General features: G+C 65.1%; 13 protein-coding genes. 10 read left to right on the top strand and 3 right to left on the bottom strand.

The annotated features are described in order from the left end of the window. Positions 1-99: 99 nt before the first annotated feature. Positions 100-792 carry a GNAT family N-acetyltransferase gene (locus ACFULT_RS19035; RefSeq protein ID WP_037106103.1) on the top strand — a complete coding sequence of 231 codons (693 nt, stop codon included), beginning with the start codon at positions 100-102 and terminating at the stop codon, positions 790-792. 4 nt (positions 793-796) lie between these two features. Next, complete coding sequence (locus ACFULT_RS19030) at positions 797-1804, top strand: glutathione S-transferase family protein (protein WP_378482149.1); 1008 nt, start codon at positions 797-799, stop codon at positions 1802-1804. Here the strand turns inward: ACFULT_RS19030 and ACFULT_RS19025 are convergent. Together ACFULT_RS19025 and ACFULT_RS19020 are read right to left on the bottom strand one after the other, a co-directional pair. Then, positions 1786-2205 (bottom strand): VOC family protein, encoded by a 420-nt coding sequence (locus ACFULT_RS19025; RefSeq protein WP_378482148.1) that lies wholly within the window; start codon positions 2203-2205, stop codon positions 1786-1788. The two genes, ACFULT_RS19030 and ACFULT_RS19025, sit on opposite strands and share 19 nt — an antisense overlap. Positions 2206-2223: 18 nt before the next feature. Beyond that, positions 2224-3039: a helix-turn-helix domain-containing protein gene (locus ACFULT_RS19020; protein ID WP_378482147.1), complete on the bottom strand. Its 816-nt coding sequence runs from the start codon at positions 3037-3039 to the stop codon at positions 2224-2226. Positions 3040-3122: 83 nt separating this feature from the next. Between ACFULT_RS19020 and ACFULT_RS19015 the strand changes: the two genes are divergently transcribed. From ACFULT_RS19015 to ACFULT_RS18990, 6 genes are all read left to right on the top strand, one after another. Next, a complete protein-coding gene (locus tag ACFULT_RS19015) occupies positions 3123-3863 on the top strand; it encodes a hypothetical protein (protein WP_378482146.1) in 741 nt (246 codons plus the stop codon). Positions 3864-3882: 19 nt separating this feature from the next. Next, positions 3883-4767, top strand: coding sequence for an LLM class F420-dependent oxidoreductase (locus tag ACFULT_RS19010; RefSeq protein WP_378482145.1), 885 nt, complete (start codon positions 3883-3885; stop codon positions 4765-4767). 98 nt (positions 4768-4865) lie between these two features. Next, on the top strand, positions 4866-5912 hold the full coding sequence (locus tag ACFULT_RS19005; RefSeq protein ID WP_378482144.1) for an ATP-binding cassette domain-containing protein: 1047 nt from the start codon (positions 4866-4868) through the stop codon (positions 5910-5912). Next, the gene (locus ACFULT_RS19000; protein WP_094720920.1) at positions 5909-6673 is read left to right on the top strand and encodes an ABC transporter permease; all 765 of its coding nucleotides are present in this window, start codon (positions 5909-5911) and stop codon (positions 6671-6673) included. The genes ACFULT_RS19005 and ACFULT_RS19000 overlap by 4 nt, the downstream gene beginning before the upstream one ends. A 36-nt stretch (positions 6674-6709) precedes the next feature. Continuing rightward, positions 6710-10510 (top strand): ABC transporter ATP-binding protein, encoded by a 3801-nt coding sequence (locus ACFULT_RS18995; protein ID WP_378482143.1) that lies wholly within the window; start codon positions 6710-6712, stop codon positions 10508-10510. Between the two features lie 112 nt (positions 10511-10622). Next, entirely contained in the window at positions 10623-14471 is a 3849-nt protein-coding gene (locus ACFULT_RS18990; protein ID WP_378482142.1) for a multifunctional oxoglutarate decarboxylase/oxoglutarate dehydrogenase thiamine pyrophosphate-binding subunit/dihydrolipoyllysine-residue succinyltransferase subunit, read from the top strand. Between the two features lie 171 nt (positions 14472-14642). Here ACFULT_RS18990 and ACFULT_RS18985 read toward each other — a convergent pair whose 3' ends face one another. Beyond that, positions 14643-15278: a TetR/AcrR family transcriptional regulator gene (locus ACFULT_RS18985; protein WP_037106077.1), complete on the bottom strand. Its 636-nt coding sequence runs from the start codon at positions 15276-15278 to the stop codon at positions 14643-14645. Between the two features lie 69 nt (positions 15279-15347). Between ACFULT_RS18985 and ACFULT_RS18980 the strand changes: the two genes are divergently transcribed. Both ACFULT_RS18980 and ACFULT_RS18975 read left to right on the top strand, forming a co-directional pair. Next, on the top strand, positions 15348-16913 hold the full coding sequence (locus ACFULT_RS18980) for a flavin-containing monooxygenase (RefSeq protein WP_378482141.1): 1566 nt from the start codon (positions 15348-15350) through the stop codon (positions 16911-16913). Continuing rightward, positions 16910-17743 carry an SDR family oxidoreductase gene (locus ACFULT_RS18975; protein WP_037106070.1) on the top strand — a complete coding sequence of 278 codons (834 nt, stop codon included), beginning with the start codon at positions 16910-16912 and terminating at the stop codon, positions 17741-17743. Before ACFULT_RS18980 ends, ACFULT_RS18975 begins: the two co-directional genes overlap by 4 nt. Positions 17744-17746: the final 3 nt, after the last annotated feature.

Here is a 17746-nt window from a genome sequence, read left to right as displayed (position 1 = left end):
CTCACTGGCGATACTGCCATTGATCACGCGATAGCGAAACAGCGGGGCAGAAAAAGTCCAATAGCTTGATTTTCCCGAGCACCCGATAGCCTCGATTCGGTGGATTCACATCATCACGACATCATCCGACTCGCGTGGTCCAGGCGCTTCGACCTCGGCGATTCCGAGTTCCGCCCCGGTGTCCGCCACGTGCACGCCGACGAAAATGCGACCTCCGTCACATTTGTTCGTCTCGGCGACTCCAGCGCACTGATCGGCCCCGAGTCGGCCCTCCACGCGGCATCGGGGATGTCCGACGACGATCTGGCCGGCGGACGCATAAAGGAACTCGGCTCCGGCCGTACAACCGGCCCGATCCTGTTGTCGTACGCCGACGATGCCGGCACCACCATCGACCGCCACGATCCCCTGATCTCCCACGATCGCGCACACGTGAACGAACTCGAATCCGCCTGCGCGCCCGACGACGTGATCGCCGCCGGCCTCACGCACAAGGGGTCGTGGTTCACCCTTCTCGCCGACGACGCACCTGCCGACGCAGCCGCGCCGCTCGCGAGTGCCGGCTACGCGGAATGGCAAGGACTTCTCGCCGACGTCGGGGTGCTCACCGCCCCTGATGCCCGCCGCCAGGGCAACGGCCAGGTCGTGTCGCGTCTCGCCACCAACGAAGCCTTCGACGACGGAATGATCCCGCAGTGGCGGTGCCACGCCGACAACGTCGTTGCCCGACGACTCGGCGCGAGACTGGGTTTCGAAGAGTGGGGTGTGCTGGTCTCGATCGAAGTAGGTTGAAGGTATGAGTTATGTGGAGAACGGCAAGGAATTCACCCGCGACACCAACTACATCGAAACCCGCATCACCGCGGACGGCCGCGACGGGTATCCGGTCGAGCCGGGCCGGTACCGACTGGTCGCCGCTCGCGCGTGCCCGTGGGCCCACCGCTCGATCATCGTCCGTCGACTTCTCGGCCTCGAAGACGTGCTGTCGCTCGGTATTCCAGGCCCGACGCACGATCCACGTAGCTGGAACTTCGACGAGGAGCCCGGAGGCGTCGACCCGGTCCTGAACATCCCCCGACTGCAGGACGCCTACTTCGCGCGGTTCCCCGATTACCCGCGCGGCATCACCGTCCCGGCGATCGTCGAGATCGCCACAGGACAGGTCGTCACCAACAACTTCCCGCAGATCACCCTCGACCTCGAGACCGAATGGACGCAGTACCACCGTGACGGCGCCCCCGACCTGTACCCGCAGGCGCTTCGATCCGAGATCGACGAGGTTTCCAAGCGCGTGTTCACCGAGGTCAACAACGGCGTCTACCGCTGCGGATTCGCCGGGTCGCAGGAGGCGTACAACGAAGCGTACGACAGGCTGTTCACTGCACTGGATTGGTTGACCGGGCGGCTGAGCGAGCAGCGCTACCTCGTCGGCGACACCATCACCGAGGCCGACGTCCGCCTGTTCACCACACTCGTGCGCTTCGACGCCGTCTACCACGGCCACTTCAAGTGCAACCGCAGCAAGCTCACCGAGATCCCGGTGCTCTGGAACTACGCCCGGGATCTGTTCCAGACCGCGGGATTCGGTGACACCGTCGACTTCGATCACATCAAGAGGCACTACTACGTGGTGCACACCGACATCAATCCCACGTCGATCGTCCCGAAGGGACCCGATCTGCACGGCTGGCTCGAACCGCACGGCCGTGAATCACTCGGTGGACGCCCCTTCGGTGACGGAACCCCGCCTCCCCCGCCTCGCACGGAGGAACTCGTTCCCACCGATCACTGGATTCCGGCGTAGGTTCCGAAACTCCACAGCACACCTTCGGGGTCGCGGCACGTGAAGCCGCGGCTTCCGTAGTCCTCCTCTCGGAGCCCGTGGACGACGATGCCACCTGCCGCCACGACGCGATCGTGAATCTCGTCGGGGTGGTCGGTGACGACGTAGGCAGAGCCCACACCAGCAGGTAGATCGGAAATCGCACTGTCCGGTCGGGCCTGGAGTGGAGCCTGCGGAATGACCCGACTTGCACTCCCGAGCATCACGCCGCCGCCTTCCGGCCAGCGGAGTTCGGCGTGTTCGACGACGTCGCCGTCGCCGTACACGGCGGCCTCGGTGAACCCGAGTACGTCGACGAGGAAACCGATTGCCGCGCGGGCGTCCCGGTAGCGGAAACAAGGCCAGACTGTCGTGGAGGTCATGGCTTCAGCATGCTCGGATCAGACGTCGTCATCTTGTACGAATGCGAACTTCTCTTCCCGACGCCACCGCGACGGCGCCATCCCGGCGAACTCGCGCCACTCCCGTGCCATGTGTGCCTGGTCGTAGTACCCGCACTGTGCGGCGATGTCGGCGAGGGGAGGAATCGCCTCGCGTCGCAGAAGTCGATGAGACGCATCGAAACGCGCGATCCGCGCCGCGTCCTTCGGCCCGACGCCGAACTCTGCCGTGAACCGATTGATCAGGTGCCGTCGACTCCACCCGATTTCCCGGGCCACATCCCCGACCCGCGCCGATCCGCCGTTCTCCACCAGCAGACGCCAGGCTTCGGTCAACGTCGGATCGATCTCGGTTGCCACCAGCGCACGGCCCAGGATCTCGTCGAGCACATCGAAGCGTCGGTCCCAGCCCGGCTCCGCGGACACACGGTCGACCATCTCGGCGGCTTGCGGCAGAACCTCCGGCAGATCCACCATCCAGTCCCCCAACGCCGACGTCGGCACTCCGAACAGCGCCCTCGACCCCGCCGGCGTCAACGACAACTGGATTCCGTGCTGATTACCGTCGTGCGCAATCGTCACGGGCTCGGCGGATATCCCACTGGCCAACGTCTCGAACGTGCACGCACCCTGCCTCGGAGAATCCGAGATCTCGAGCTTCGACTCGATCGACACGATGACCGTCAACGCCGGACTCGGCATGCCCACATGCTCGCCCGGATCGAAACCGGCAAGCCGATATCCGTCGTACGACGAGACGTACGGCCGAAGCCGGGCAGCAGGACGCCGTCGCGCACCATCGGAAACGCAGCCCATTCACGCAGGGTAGAACCGTAAGCGAACGGGTAGCAATGGGTCGGGGCCGGAAAACCGGTACGACGAGCAGAGCGGGAGCGCCGGTGGCGAAGAAGAGCAACGACCAGGTCGACACCATCAAGGAAGGCGGGCGTCTTGAGAAATCGCTCGTCAAGATCCTCGACAACGCATCCCGCCTACAGGGGCCTGCGGTCGAGAAGTACGTCGCTCACATGCGTCGGGCACACCCGGACGACACCCCTGCACAGCTGATCGAACGTCTGGAGAACCGGTTCCTCCTCGCCGTCACCGGCAGTGGCAGCGCCGTCGGCGGAGCGGCCGCGGTACCGGGCGTCGGCACCGTCGCGTCGATCGCAGCAGTGGGCGCCGAGACCGCGTTCTTCATCGAATCCTCCGCTCTGCTGACATTGTCGGTCGCGTCGGTACACGGGATTCCGGTGCACGATCACCAACAACGCCGCGCGCTCGTTCTGTCGGTAGCGCTGGGTGAATCCGGCATGCAGATCGTCCAGAAGACCGTCGGCAGCTCCGCGAAGAACTGGGGCCCGCTCGTCACGTCACGCATTCCCGGTGGCGCGATGACGAACATGAACAAGTCCCTCGTCAAGAAATTCGTCCAGAAGTACCTGGCCAAGCGCAGTGCACTGCTGTTCGGCAAACTTCTGCCCGCAGGAATCGGCGCCGTGATCGGCGGCGCAGGAAACCGCGTCATCGGCAAGGGCGTCATCCGCAACGCCCGCGAAGCATTCGGACCGGCACCGGAAATGTGGCCCGAAGGCGCCATCATCGACGCCGACCCGATCGACGGAATTCTCGAGCAGTGACTCGGCGTTGGGACACCATATGACCACCGACACACCTGAGCAGCGCACATCTGATCTGAGCACACCCGATTTGGGCACACTCGATTTGGGCACACTCGGAATCTGGAGACACTACGCCGGCATCCCGCCGGAACTGGCCCGTCTCATCGAATCCAGCGGCTACGGCACGATCTGGCTCGGTGGCTCACCGCCGGCAGACCTGACCTCGGCCGAAGAGATCCTCGACGCCACCGAGTCCATCGTCGTCGCCACCGGCATCGTCAACATCTGGTCCGCCGCCGCCCCCGACGTGGCCGAGTCCTACCACCGCATCGAGAAGAAGCATCCCGGTCGATTCCTCCTCGGCATCGGAGCCGGGCATCCCGAAGCGACGCAGGAGTACCAGAAGCCGTACGACGCCCTGGTGAACTACCTCGACGCCCTCGACGAGGGCGGCGTCCCCGAGTCCCGACGCGTACTCGCCGCCCTCGGTCCGAAGGTGCTGAAACTGTCGGCCGATCGAAGCGCAGGCGCTCACCCGTACCTGACGACGCCCGAGCACACCGCCGAAGCCCGCGAGATCCTCGGCCCGGACAAGATCCTGGCGCCCGAGCACAAGGCCGTACTCGAATCCGATGCAAAGAAGGCTCGCGAGATCGGGCGCCCACCCGTCAACAATCCCTACCTGCACCTGGTGAATTACGTGAACAATCTGAAGCGCCTCGGGTACTCCGCGGAGGAGATCGGCGACGGTGGCAGCGACCGCCTCATCGACGCCCTGGTCGCGCACGGAGACGCGGACGCCATCGCCACCAGGCTTCGTCAGCACCTCGACGCGGGCGCCTCGCACGTCACTCTGCACTCGCTACCCGACGACGGCGACCCGTCGGTGATCTACCGGGAAGTGGCCGCGGCATTTCTGTGATGCACGCGCTCCCCTGACCGACGTGTGAACCCGTAACCTCGTACCGGGCCGGATATTCCGGCCCGGTACTTCACGTCGGCCCCGGGGGACACGCACCTATGACGTACGGCTTCGGCAACGCACTGGAAGCGCACGGACTGACCAAGAACTTCGGTACCGTCCGCGCAGTGTCGGATCTGTCCTTCGCCGTGCCCCGCGGCTCCATCACCGGCTTCCTCGGCCCCAACGGATCCGGTAAGACCACCACCCTTCGATTGCTGCTCGGTCTCGCGAAACCGACCACAGGAATCGGACTCGTCACCGGTGTGCCGTTCTCCGAGCTCGTCGACCCGGCCCGTACCGTCGGCGCGGTCCTCGACTCGCGCAGCCTGCATCCCAAGCGCACCGCCATCGGTCACCTCGGCATCTTCGCGTCCGCGATCGGTGTCCCCGACTCACGTGCCGCGGACGTCCTCCACCTCGTCGGACTCAGCGACGCCGCGAAACGCCAGGTCGGCGGCTTCTCGTTGGGAATGCGGCAACGACTGGCCCTGGCAACCGCGCTGCTCGGCGACCCCGAGATCCTCGTACTCGACGAGCCGGCCAACGGACTCGACCCCGAAGGCATCGCCTGGCTCCGCGACTTCCTGAAGTCCTACGCGGCCGGAGGCAGGACCGTACTGATCTCCAGCCATCTCCTGCGCGAGGTCGAGGCCACCGTCGACAACCTCGTCATCGTCAGTGCAGGCTCGCTCGTCTACCAGGGCAGCATCGAACAACTGCGCTCCTCACGGCCCAACCGGATCCTCGTGGCGGTGTCCGATCCCGCAGCCCTCGCACTCGCCCTCGCGTCGAACGGCATCACCAACACACAACTACTTCCCGACGGCCGACTCGGAGTCGCCGGCGCCGACGCCGACACCGTGCGCCGTACCGCCGTGACGGCCGAGGTCACGATCTTCGGAACCAGCAGCGAACACGTCGACCTCGAGCAGGTCTTCCTCTCCATGACGGCCGGTCAGTACGCGGCAGCGCCGGGCTACCCACCACAGCACGCGGGGTACCCGCCACCCGGTTACGGCCCACCGCCACCTGGATACGGACCGCCACCTGGTTACTGGCCGCCTGCCGCACCACCGTCGCCGTGGGAAGGTGACCGACGATGAGCACTGTCCTCACCTCGGAAATTCGCAAGGTCACCACCCTGAAGTTCTGGTGGGCCCTGGCGCTACCACCGGTATTCGTCGGCATCTGCGCCACTGCCATCTCCTCGGCGGTCGGTAAGGGGATGAGCGACATCACCGGCAGCGAGATGAACGAAGTGGTCCTCGCAGGACTCTTCGTCGCCCTCGGTGCGGCAACGCTGTTCGGCGCCGTGTTCTCGGCGGTCAACGCCGGAACGGAGTTTCGACACGACACCATCACGACGTCGTTTCTGTCCTCGCGCGGACGCGATCGGGTCATCGGCGCCAAGGTGCTCGTGACGGCACTCTTCGCGTTGGGTTACGGGCTCGTGGTTTCCATCCTGACCATTCTGTGCATGCTCGCGTTCACCGCGGGAGACTTCACGCTGGACGGCAGTGTCTTCGGTTACATCGCAGCGGGACTGTTCGTCGTCGTGATGTGGTCGCTCATCGGGTCCGGTCTTGGGTTGCTGTTCGGTTCGCCCACCTGGCCGTCGATCGCCATCGTCGCCTGGTTCCCTGTCGGTGAACTGGTTGTCCTCGGCATTCTCTCCGGCCTCGGCCTCGGTGGGTTCTGGCAGATCGCACCCGGATCCCTGACGTTGTCCACCGTCGTCGCGTGGAACCTCGACGACGGCAACGGCTTGGCAGAGTGGCCGTGGGCGCCCATCGGCCTGGCGCTGTGGGCCGCACTTGTCGTCGTTGCCGGTTGGCTGCGGACCCGGGAGCGTGACATCAGCTGATCGCCTGTCGGAGGTTCGGACTACCGTTCGCTATCGATGAGTGAATCCTGGATACGTCGGCTCGTAGCGCAGTGCTGGGTGCACCGACGCACCGCCGTGGGCGCGTTGGCCGTCACGATGATCGCCGCCGTCATCGACATCTCGTTTCCACTGCTGACGCGGATCGCCATCGACGACGCGTCCGCCGGGGCGGGCGAGACCATCATGTGGGTCGCCCTCGCGATCGGCGGCCTGGCAGTAATCCGATTCGGATGTCAGTTCGGCCGACGGCTCCTCGCCGGACGGCTATCGATCGACGTACAACACGACCTGCGCCTCGGCCTTCTGTCCTCCCTGCAACGCCTCGACGGCCGCAAGCAGGACGAAATCCGGACCGGCCAAGTGGTGTCCCGATCCATCACCGACCTACAGCTGGTGCAGGGTCTCCTCGCCATGGTTCCGCTGTCCGCGGGCGCGCTCCTGCAATTCGTCCTCGCACTCGTGGTGATGGCGTACCTGTCCCCGCTCCTCACCATCGTCGCGCTGGCGATCGTCCCCGCCGTCACGCTGGTCGTGTACAAAGTCCGACCGAAGCAGTTCGCCGCCACCTGGTCGGCCCAACAACGCGCCGCCGACCTGGCCCAACACGTCGAGGAAACCGTCACCGGAGTCCGCGTCGTCAAAGGGTTCGGGCAGGAAGGACGCGCCGTCGACCGGCTGGAAAACCTGTCCCGCACCCTGTTCTCCGAGCGGATGAGATCAGCGAAGATCAACGCCCGGCTCGCCCCTTCCATGGCCGCAATCCCCCAACTAGGCCTCGTCGGCGTCATCGCGCTCGGCGGCTACCTCGCACTGCACGGCCACATCACCGTCGGCACGTTCCTGGCCTTCGCCACGTACGTCGCGACCCTGTCCGCAGTCACCCGCACCCTGTCCTCCGTCGTCATCCTCGCGCAGCTCTCCCGCGCAGCCGTCGAGCGTGTCTACGACGTCATCGACACCGCCCCGTCCGTACCCGAGCCGGCGCACCCCATCGCCCTCCCCGACGGCCCCCTCGGAATCGACCTGTCCGCCGTCACCTTCGGTTTCGAGCCCGAACGCGACGTACTCCGATCCTTCGATCTCGCCGTCGCACCCGGTGAGAGCGTCGCAGTCGTCGGGCACGCGGGGTCGGGCAAGACCGCACTGTCTTTGCTCCTGCCACGCTTCTACAGTCCGCGCTCGGGTTCCGTCGCCCTGACCTCGCCCGGCGAGGTCGGGACCGCCGCGCGAATCGACGTGGCCGACGTCAGCGCCGAGCACCTGCGCGAAGCAGTCGGCCTCGTGTTCGACGAGCCGTTCCTGTTCTCCGACACCATCGCAGCCAACATCGCCCTCGGCCGTCCCGACGCCACCGCCGAGGAGATACACGACGCCGCCGTACTCGCCGAAGCAGCCGATTTCATCTCCGAACTTCCCGACGGCTACGACTCCGTGGTCGGCGAACGCGGCCTCACCCTGTCCGGCGGCCAACGACAACGCATAGCGCTGGCCCGGGCTCTGCTCACCGACCCGAGAGTGCTCGTCCTCGACGACGCAACCTCCGCCGTCGACGCGACAACCGAGGCCAAGATCTTCGACGCACTCCGGCGTCGACCCCGGCGCACCACCGTCGTGCTCGCGCACCGCCGATCCACGCTCACCCTCGCCGACCGAGTCGCCGTACTCGACGGAGGCAAAGTCATCGACATCGGAACCGTCGACCAACTCGACGCGCGATGTCCACTGTTCCGCGAGCTGCTCTCCCACGACCCGAACACCGACGACGGGGCTACCGACGCCTCCGCGTCTGCGACCCCGCACCGCAACGAGCTGTGGCCCGACACCGAGCCGGCGCGTCCGGACACGGCGGCTACGACGTCCGGCACACCGCAGAGCGCGGGGAGGCCCACAGGTGGTGGAGGTGGCGGTCAGATCGCGGGAGCGCTCGGAAGCGTCGCGGCCACCCCCGAGCTCAGGGACGCCGTCGACGCCCTTCCCCCGGCTACCGAAATGCCGCCCACGCCCAGCACGGACGTACGCGCCCCGGACACCGACTTTCGGCTGTCACGGCTGCTCACACCGGTTCGCACCCTCCTCGTAGCCGTCGTCGTCCTGCTCGCGCTCGATTCCCTCGCCTCGATCGCATTTCCGTCCATCGTTCGGTTCGCCGTCGACGACGGTGTGTCGCGCGCCGACGCGGGCGCCCTCTGGACTGCCACCGCGGTCGGAGTGTTCCTCGCCGTCGCCGGGTGGTTCGTCATCGCAGCCACCACGGTCATCACCGCCAGGGCAGGCGAACGCGTGCTGTTCGGGCTGCGGGTGAAGAGCTACGCGCACATCCAGCGCCTCGGACTCGACTACTACGAGCGAGAACTGTCCGGCCGCATCATGACCAGAATGACGACGGACGTCGACGCGCTGTCGACCTTCATCCAGACCGGGGCGTCCACCGCAGTGGTCAGCCTCGTGACCGTTGTCGGCATCGCCACGGCCCTGCTGATCACCGACCTGCCTCTCGGACTCGTCGCGTTGGCAGTAGTACCCCCTCTGATCATTGCGACCGTCGTGTTCAGGCGCATCTCGTCATCCGCGTACAGCGAGTCCAGAGAAAGAATCTCCGCGGTCAACGCCGACTTCCAGGAGAACATCGCCGGTCTACGCTCCGCGCAGGCCTACCGGAGAGAACAGTTCGCCGCCGACAGGTTCGCCGAACGCGCCGACCTGTATCGCGTGAGCCGGATGCGTTCTCAGCGCGCGATCTCCGTGTTCTTCCCCTTCATCACGTTTCTGTCCGACGCCGCACTCGCGCTCGTCGTGTTCGTCGGTGCTCACCAAGTCGCCACCGGGTCGACGTCCGCCGGAACCCTCGTGGCGTTCGTGCTGTACCTCGGCCTACTGTTCGGACCCATCCAACAGCTGTCCCAGGTGTTCGACGGCTACCAACAAGCCAGCGTCGGCGTACGGAGAATCGGCGACCTCCTGCGCACCCCCAGTTCCATCGAAGCAGCGACCACCGGAGCCGCCGCGCACATCCCCGGCGGCCGTCTCAGAGCCGACATCGCCTTCGACGATGTCGGCTTCCGCTATGCCGGAGCGGACACCGAAGCGCTCAGTGAGGTCAATCTCACAATTCCCCGAGGAGCGACCGTCGCCCTCGTCGGCGAAACCGGCGCGGGCAAGTCCACCATCGTCAAACTCCTTGCCCGGTTCTACGACCCGACATACGGATCGGTACGCGTCGGCGGCACCGATCTCCGCGACTACTCACTCGCCGAATACCGCGGCAGGCTCGGCGTCGTACCGCAAGAGGCGCACCTCTTCACCGGCGACGTGGCGTCGAATATCGCCTTCGGCAAACCCGAGGCGACACGCGAGGAGATCGAAGCAGCCGCCCGAGCCGTCGGCGCACTGGACGCCATCGCCGCACTTCGGGGCGGTATGCGCCAACCCGTCGGCGAACGTGGTCAAGGCCTGTCCGCCGGGCAGAGGCAGCTGATCGCGCTGGCCCGAGCCGAGCTGGTCGACCCCGACCTGATGCTCCTCGACGAGGCGACCGCGACGCTCGATCCCGCGACCGAACGCACGGTCCTCGACGCCAGCTCGCGGGTGCTGCGTGCGCGAACATCCGTCGTCGTCGCACACCGTTTGGCGACGGCGGCACGCGCCGACATGATCGTGGTAGTCGACCACGGACGCATCGTGGAGACCGGGACGCACGAGGATCTGAGATCCCGCGGCGGGTACTACGCACGATTGTGGGATGCGGCCGAAACGCGCGGCGGGAATAATTCGATAAGCACAGGAGTCGTCAGCAACGAGGTTGACAGTTACTCGTGAGTACATACCACAGCTACGTCCCGGACGTCCGCGCTCCCTGGATGAGGTCTACCCTGGATGTGTACGCGCGTGTGATCGGGAACGAAGAGAAGAAGCGAGGCGAACTACTGCCGTGAGCAGCAGCTCCACTACCCAATTCGGACAAAATCAATGGCTGGTCGACGAGATGTACCAGCGATTCAAGGACGACCCGTCATCGGTCGACGCAAGCTGGCACGAATTCCTCACCGACTACGACCCGGACGCACCGGCAGGTGACGAGGCCGCGCCGGTTCCGAACGGAAGTGCAGGAAGCGGCTCGGCGAGCTCCGGAAAGTCGACGAGCTCCAGTAGCTCCAACGGCACGAGCTCAAACGGCACGAGCTCCACCGGCAACGGTGCGCCCACGAAGTCCGAGGCCCCGGCAGCGAAGGCTGCGCCCAAAGCCCCGGCAGCCAAGGCCGACGCCCCGAAGGCCGCAACGCCGAAGGCAGCTGCCGAGAAGCCTGCGCCCACCGCGAAGCCCGCGACCTCCAAGGCAGCAGGTGCGGCACCGTCCGCTCCCGCAGCCAAGCCCGCTGCAGCCGCCCCCGCGGCCGAGGCATCGTCCAAGGTCCTCCGCGGCGCCGCTGCTGCCGTCGCGAAGAACATGTCGGCCTCACTGCAGATCCCGACGGCGACCAGCGTCCGCGCGATCCCGGCCAAGCTCATGGTCGACAACCGCCTCGTGATCAACAACCACCTCGCACGTACGCGGGGCGGAAAGATCTCGTTCACGCACCTCCTCGGCTACGCCATCGTGCAGGCCGTCAAGGCGTTCCCGAACATGAACCGGCACTTCGCCGAGGTCGACGGCAAGCCCAACGCAGTCACCCCGGCGTCGACCAACCTCGGCCTCGCAATCGACCTGCCCGGCAAGGACGGAAACCGCTCCCTCGTCGTCGCCGCCATCAAGAACACGAACGAGCACTCGTTCACGCAGTTCTACAACGCCTACGAGGACATCGTCCGGCGTGCGCGTGACGGCAAGCTCACCGGCGACGACTTCCAGGGCGTCACGATCTCGCTGACCAACCCCGGCGGCATCGGAACCGTGCACTCCGTTCCTCGTTTGATGAACGGCCAGGGTGCCATCATCGGCGCGGGAGCCATGGAATACCCCGCCGAGTTCCAGGGCTCGTCCGACGAGCGCCTCGCGGAACTGGGCGTCGGCAAGCTCATGACGCTGACCTCGACGTACGACCACCGCATCATCCAGGGTGCAGAGTCCGGCGACTTCCTCCGCACGATCCACAACCTGCTGATCAGCGACGAGTTCTACGACGAGATCTTCCACTCGCTGAAGATCCCGTACGAGCCCATCCGCTGGCGCAAGGATCTGCCCGAGGGCACAGTCGACAAGAACACCCGCGTTCTCGAGCTCATCGCGGCGTACCGGAACCGCGGCCACCTGATGGCCGACACGGACCCGTTGCAGTTCACCAAGGACAAGTTCCGGATGCACCCGGACCTCGACGTGATCAGCCACGACCTGACGCTGTGGGACCTCGACCGTGAATTCAAGGTCGGCGGATTCCACGGCAAGGACAAGATGAAGCTGCGGGACGTGCTCAGCGTTCTGCGCGACTCCTACTGCCGCCACGTCGGCGTCGAGTACACCCACATCCTCGAGACCGACCAGGTTGCCTGGCTGCAGGAACGCGTCGAGGCCACACACGTCAAACCGACTGTGGCACAGCAGAAGTACATCCTCAGCAAGCTCAACGCCGCCGAGGCGTTCGAGACCTTCCTGCAGACCAAGTACGTCGGCCAGAAGCGCTTCTCGCTCGAAGGCGCAGAGTCGGTCATCCCGATGATGGACGCCGTCATCGACCAGAGCGCCGAGCACGCGCTCGACGAGGTCGTCATCGGCATGCCGCACCGCGGTCGACTGAACGTGCTGGCCAACATCGTCGGCAAGCCGTACTCGAAGATCTTCACCGAGTTCGAGGGCAACATGAACCCGGCAGCCGCACACGGCTCCGGCGACGTGAAGTACCACCTCGGCGCCGAAGGCACCTACATCCAGATGTTCGGCGAGAACGACATCGCCGTCTCGCTGACCGCGAACCCGTCGCACCTCGAGGCCGTCGACCCGGTCCTCGAAGGCCTGGTCCGCGCGAAGCAGGACCTTCTGGACAAGGGACCAGGCGAAGGCGGCTTCTCGGTTCTGCCGCTCATGCTCCACGGCGACGCGGCCTTCGCAGGCCAGGGCGTCGTGGCCGAGACGCTGAACCTCGCACAGCTGCGCGGCTACCGCACCGGCGGCACCGTGCACATCGTCGTCAACAACCAGGTCGGCTTCACCACCGCACCCGAGCACTCCCGTTCCTCGGAGTACTGCACCGACGTGGCGAAGATGATCGGCGCGCCGATCTTCCACGTCAACGGCGACGACCCCGAGGCATGCGTTCGCGTTGCACAGCTCGCCGTCGACTTCCGCGAGAAGTTCAACAAGGACGTCGTCATCGACATGATCTGCTACCGCAGGCGTGGCCACAACGAGGGCGACGACCCCTCGATGACGCAGCCGGCGATGTACGACGTCATCGACACCAAGCGCAGCGTCCGCAAGAGCTACACCGAATCCCTCATCGGTCGCGGCGACATCTCCCTCAAGGAGGCAGAGGACGCACTGCGCGACTACCAGGGACAGCTCGAGCGGGTGTTCAACGAGGTTCGCGAACTCGAGAAGTACAACCCCGAGCCCAGCGAATCGGTCGAGCTCGACCAGCAGTTGCCGGCCAAGCTCACCACGGCGGTCGACAAGTCCATCCTGCACCGCATCGGCGATGCGTTCCTCGAGGTTCCCGAAGGCTTCAACGTGCACCCGCGCGTCAAGCCCGTGCTCGAGAAGCGTCGCGAGATGGCCTACGAAGGCAAGGTCGACTGGGCGTTCGGCGAACTGCTCGCCCTCGGATCGCTCGTGGACGAGGGCCGCAACGTCCGCTTCTCCGGCCAGGACACTCGCCGCGGAACGTTCACCCAGCGTCACTCGGTCATCATCGACCGCAAGACCGGCGCCGAGTACACCCCGCTGCACAACATCGGCAGCGAGAACCCCGGCAAGTTCATGGTCTACGACTCCGCGCTCAGCGAGTTCGCGGCCGTCGGCTTCGAGTACGGCTACTCCGTCGGCAACCCGGACGCACTCGTACTGTGGGAAGCGCAGTTCGGTGACTTCGTCAACGGCGCGCAGTCCATCATCGACGAGTTCATCAGCTCCGGTGAAGCCAAGTGGGGACAGCTGTCCGACGTCGTGCTGCTCCTCCCGCACGGCCACGAAGGCCAGGGCCCGGACCACACGTCCGGCCGCATCGAGCGGTTCCTGACGCTGTGCGCCGAAGGATCGATGACCGTCTCGGTTCCGTCGACGCCTGCCAACTACTTCCACCTGCTGCGTCGTCACGCACGCGATGGAATCCGGCGTCCGCTCATCGTCTTCACCCCGAAGTCGATGCTGCGCAACAAGGCCGCTGTGTCCAACATCGAGGACTTCACCGACGGCAAGTTCCACTCGGTGTTCGACGAGCCGACCTACGAAACCGGAACCGGTGACCGTAGCAAGGTCAAGCGCGTCCTGATGGTCAGCGGCAAGCTCTACTACGAGCTGCTGGCACGCAAGCAGAAGGACAACCGCGACGACGTCGCCATCGTCCGCATCGAGCAGCTCTACCCGGTCCCGACCCGTCGGATCACCGAGGCGATCAAGAGCTACCCGAACGCAACGGAATTCCGTTGGGTCCAGGAAGAGCCCGCGAACCAGGGTGCATGGCCGTTCTTCGGCCTCGCATTCCCCGAGCTCATGCCCGACGTGCTCAGCAACATCAAGCGCGTCTCCCGCCGTGCAATGTCCGCACCGTCCTCGGGATCGAGCAAGGTCCACGCCGTGGAGCAGCTCGAAATCATCGACGAAGCCTTCTCGGGCGTCGGCGAGGGATAGTCGACCCGCACCAATTCGGAGCGAATGCGCCGTTCGGTCACCTCGAGTGACCGAACGGCGCATTCGTTTCTTCGGCCGCCAGTTTCGGCATCGGCATCGGCCTCGGCATCGATGTCACATGACATTCGTCGTACGGCTGCCGTGGCGCATTCATGCCGGACAGAGTGAGGTCTACTCGGCCCCGGTGCCGAGGAGGCTGGCGATCATGCTGGGCGCCAGGGCGACGGCGGGCAGTGCGCCGACGTTCAGTTCGATGAGTTCGTCTCGGCTGATACGAGGGTCGCGGAGCCAGGAGATGGTGGCTTCCTCGACGAAGGCGATCCAGCCGCGGACGGCGAGTTCGGTCGTCGGATTGGCCTCGACCTGCAACTTGTAGAGGTTGGCGATGGTGCGATCGGCCATGGTGGTTCTGGTCTGCTCGAAGACGTCGCGCATGTCGGGGTCGCCGGTTGCGGAGCCGCGGAGTAGTGAAATGAACGTTTCTCGGTTCTCGGTCACGTAATCGACGTAGTTGGCGATGGAGTCACGCAAGATCTCGTACGGGTCGAGGGTCATGTCCGGGGCGGTGCGTTCGAGCATGGTCTTGCTTGCTTCTCGCACGATTGCGAGGTGAAAGTCCTGCTTGGACGAGAAGTAGTGGAAGAGCAAGCCTCGGGACACTCCGGCCTGGTCGGCTATGTCCTCGACCGAGACCTGTTCGAGCGGTCTGTCCGCGAGCATCTCCGTCCCCAGTTCGATCAGCTGGGCACGACGCTCCTGTGGACTCATACGCGTTCGCTTGGCAGCCGGGGTGTTCACACTGGACATGCAACCAGCTTACTGAATAGCAGTCAATAACTATTGACTCACACTCAATAAGCTCCTACTCTCTGTTTCATGAGTCTTTCCGTAACAGATAACTCGGAGCGCGTGACGGCCCCGCGCACGGTCGACACCATCATCATCGGCAGTGGCTTCGCAGGCCTCGGTGCAGCTATCAAGCTGGCCCAGAAGGGCAAGCACAACTTCCTCGTGCTCGAGCGCGGTAGCGACGTCGGCGGCACCTGGCGCGACAACACGTACCCGGGTGCAGCCTGCGACGTGCCGTCGCACCTGTACTCGTACTCGTTCGCGCTGAACCCGGACTGGACCCGCTCCTTCTCCACTCAGCCCGAGATCCAGAAGTACATCTCGTCTGTTGCGCGGAAATACAACGTGATGGACAAGCACGTGTTCGACTCCGACGTCACCTCCGTGACCTGGAACGAGAGCACTCACCGCTGGGATGTCGTCGCCAGCACCGGCGAGTACACCGCAAAGGTGGTCGTGACAGCCGTCGGCGCCCTGTGCGAGCCGAACCTGCCGCCCATCGCAGGTATCGAGAGCTTCGAGGGCGACATCTTCCACTCCGCACAGTGGAACCACGACGTCTCACTGGAAGGAAAGCGTGTCGCCGTCATCGGCACCGGCGCGTCGGCCATCCAGATCGTGCCCGCGATCGCCGGCAAGGTGAAGCACCTCGACGTGTATCAGCGCACCGCACCGTGGATCCTTCCCCGGTTCGACCGCGAGTACACCGCACTCGAGAAGTTCGCCTTCAAGCGCATCCCCGGATTTCAGCGACTGTCCCGCACCGGCATCTACGCGGCACGCGAGACGCAGGTCGTCGGCCTCGCGAAGAAGCCAGCCCTGATGCGCATCTTCGAGCTCATCGCCAAGCAGCAGATCAACAAGGGCATCAAGGACAAGGCACTCCGCAAGAAGGTCACGCCGAACTTCCGAATCGGCTGCAAGCGCATGCTCATCTCCAACGCCTACTACCCTGCGCTGGACCGCCCGAACGTCGACCTCGTCACCGACGGCATCGCCGAGGTCAAGCCTCACTCGATCGTCTCCGCGGACGGCACGGAGCGCGAGATCGACGCACTCGTCGTGGCGACGGGATTCCATGTCACCGATTCGCCCGCCTACCAGGGGATCTACGGCAAGGGTGGTAAGACCCTCGCGCAGACCTTCGAAGAGGAAGGCCAGCAGGGCTACAAGGGTGCCGCTGTCGCGAACTTCCCCAACATGTTCTTCCTCGTCGGACCCAACACAGGCCTCGGCCACACCTCGATGGTCTTCATGATCGAGTCGCAGCTCAACTACGTCGTCGACGCCCTGGACACCATCGAGAAGCACGACATCGGCGTCATCGAGGTCCGCAAGGACATCCAGGACGACTACAACGCCGACCTGCAGGACCGCATGGCGGACAGCGTCTGGATGAACGGCGGCTGCGCCAGCTGGTACCTCGACAAGCACGGGAACAACACGACGCTGTGGCCGGACTTCACCTTCCGCTTCCGCGCCATCACCCGTAAGTTCGATCTGGCGGCCTATCGAAGCGTCGCAGCATCCGATCTCCCCGCTCCCGCCGTGGGCACCGTGAACGACTCCGACATCGAGGTAGCAGCGAAGTGACCACCACATTCACCGGCAAGGTTGCCGTCGTCACCGGCGCAGGATCGGGTATCGGACGCGCCCTTGCGCTGAACCTGGCTCAGCGCGGAGCGAAACTCGCACTGTCCGACGTCGACGTGAACGGCCTGGCCGAGACCGTGCGGCAGGTCGAGGCACTCGGCGGCGAGGTCGAATCACAGTTCCTCGACGTCACCCAGCGGGAAACCGTTCTCGAGTACGCCGAGACCGTCAAGACACGGTTCGGCAAGATCAACCAGATCTACAACAACGCAGGCATCGCGTACCACGGTGACGTCGAGCAGTCCTCGTTCAAGGACATCGAACGCATCGTCGACGTGGATTTCTGGGGCGTCGTCAACGGCACCAAGGCCTTCATCCCCCACCTGCAGGAATCCGGCGACGGTCACATCGTCAACATCTCCAGCCTCTTCGGACTGCTCGCGATGCCGTCGCAGGCCGCCTACAACGCGGCGAAGTTCGCCGTCCGCGGTTTCAGTGAAGCGCTGCGGATGGAACTGCTGATCTCCAAGGCTCCCGTCAAGATGACCGTCGTGCACCCCGGTGGCATAAAGACCGCCATCGCCCGCAACGCCACGGTTGCCGAAAACTACGACCAGCAGTCGGTCGCGAAGTTCTTCGACGCGAAACTCGCCAAGACGACACCAGATCAGGCCGCGAAGACGATCCTCAAAGGCGTCGAGAAGGGCAAGGGCCGCGTACTCATCGGATCCGACGCCATCGCGTTGGACCTGTTCCAGCGGATCACCGGGTCGAAGTACCAGCGGGTGGTCGCCACCATCGCCAACCGCGTCATGCCCAGGAAGAAGTAGGAC

This window comes from Rhodococcus sp. NPDC057297 (assembly GCF_042667435.1).
In the GTDB taxonomy this organism is placed as follows: Bacteria; Actinomycetota; Actinomycetes; order Mycobacteriales; family Mycobacteriaceae; genus Rhodococcoides.
Note: the sequence above shows the minus strand (reverse complement) of the source record. Positions and strands in the feature narration are given on the sequence as shown.

What these genes read in the sequence shown, in the direction of transcription:
- ACFULT_RS19020 (WP_378482147.1), bottom strand. Translation starts at nt 3,039, where the DNA reads ATGGGCTGCGTTTCCGATGGTGCGCGACGGCGTCCTGCTGCCCGGCTT.
- ACFULT_RS19025 (WP_378482148.1), bottom strand. Translation starts at nt 2,205, where the DNA reads ATGACCTCCACGACAGTCTGGCCTTGTTTCCGCTACCGGGACGCCCGC.
- ACFULT_RS19005 (WP_378482144.1), top strand. Translation starts at nt 4,866, where the DNA reads ATGACGTACGGCTTCGGCAACGCACTGGAAGCGCACGGACTGACCAAG.
- ACFULT_RS19030 (WP_378482149.1), top strand. Translation starts at nt 797, where the DNA reads ATGAGTTATGTGGAGAACGGCAAGGAATTCACCCGCGACACCAACTAC.
- ACFULT_RS18980 (WP_378482141.1), top strand. Translation starts at nt 15,348, where the DNA reads ATGAGTCTTTCCGTAACAGATAACTCGGAGCGCGTGACGGCCCCGCGC.
- ACFULT_RS18995 (WP_378482143.1), top strand. Translation starts at nt 6,710, where the DNA reads ATGAGTGAATCCTGGATACGTCGGCTCGTAGCGCAGTGCTGGGTGCAC.
- ACFULT_RS18985 (WP_037106077.1), bottom strand. Translation starts at nt 15,278, where the DNA reads ATGTCCAGTGTGAACACCCCGGCTGCCAAGCGAACGCGTATGAGTCCA.
- ACFULT_RS19010 (WP_378482145.1), top strand. Translation starts at nt 3,883, where the DNA reads ATGACCACCGACACACCTGAGCAGCGCACATCTGATCTGAGCACACCC.
- ACFULT_RS19000 (WP_094720920.1), top strand. Translation starts at nt 5,909, where the DNA reads ATGAGCACTGTCCTCACCTCGGAAATTCGCAAGGTCACCACCCTGAAG.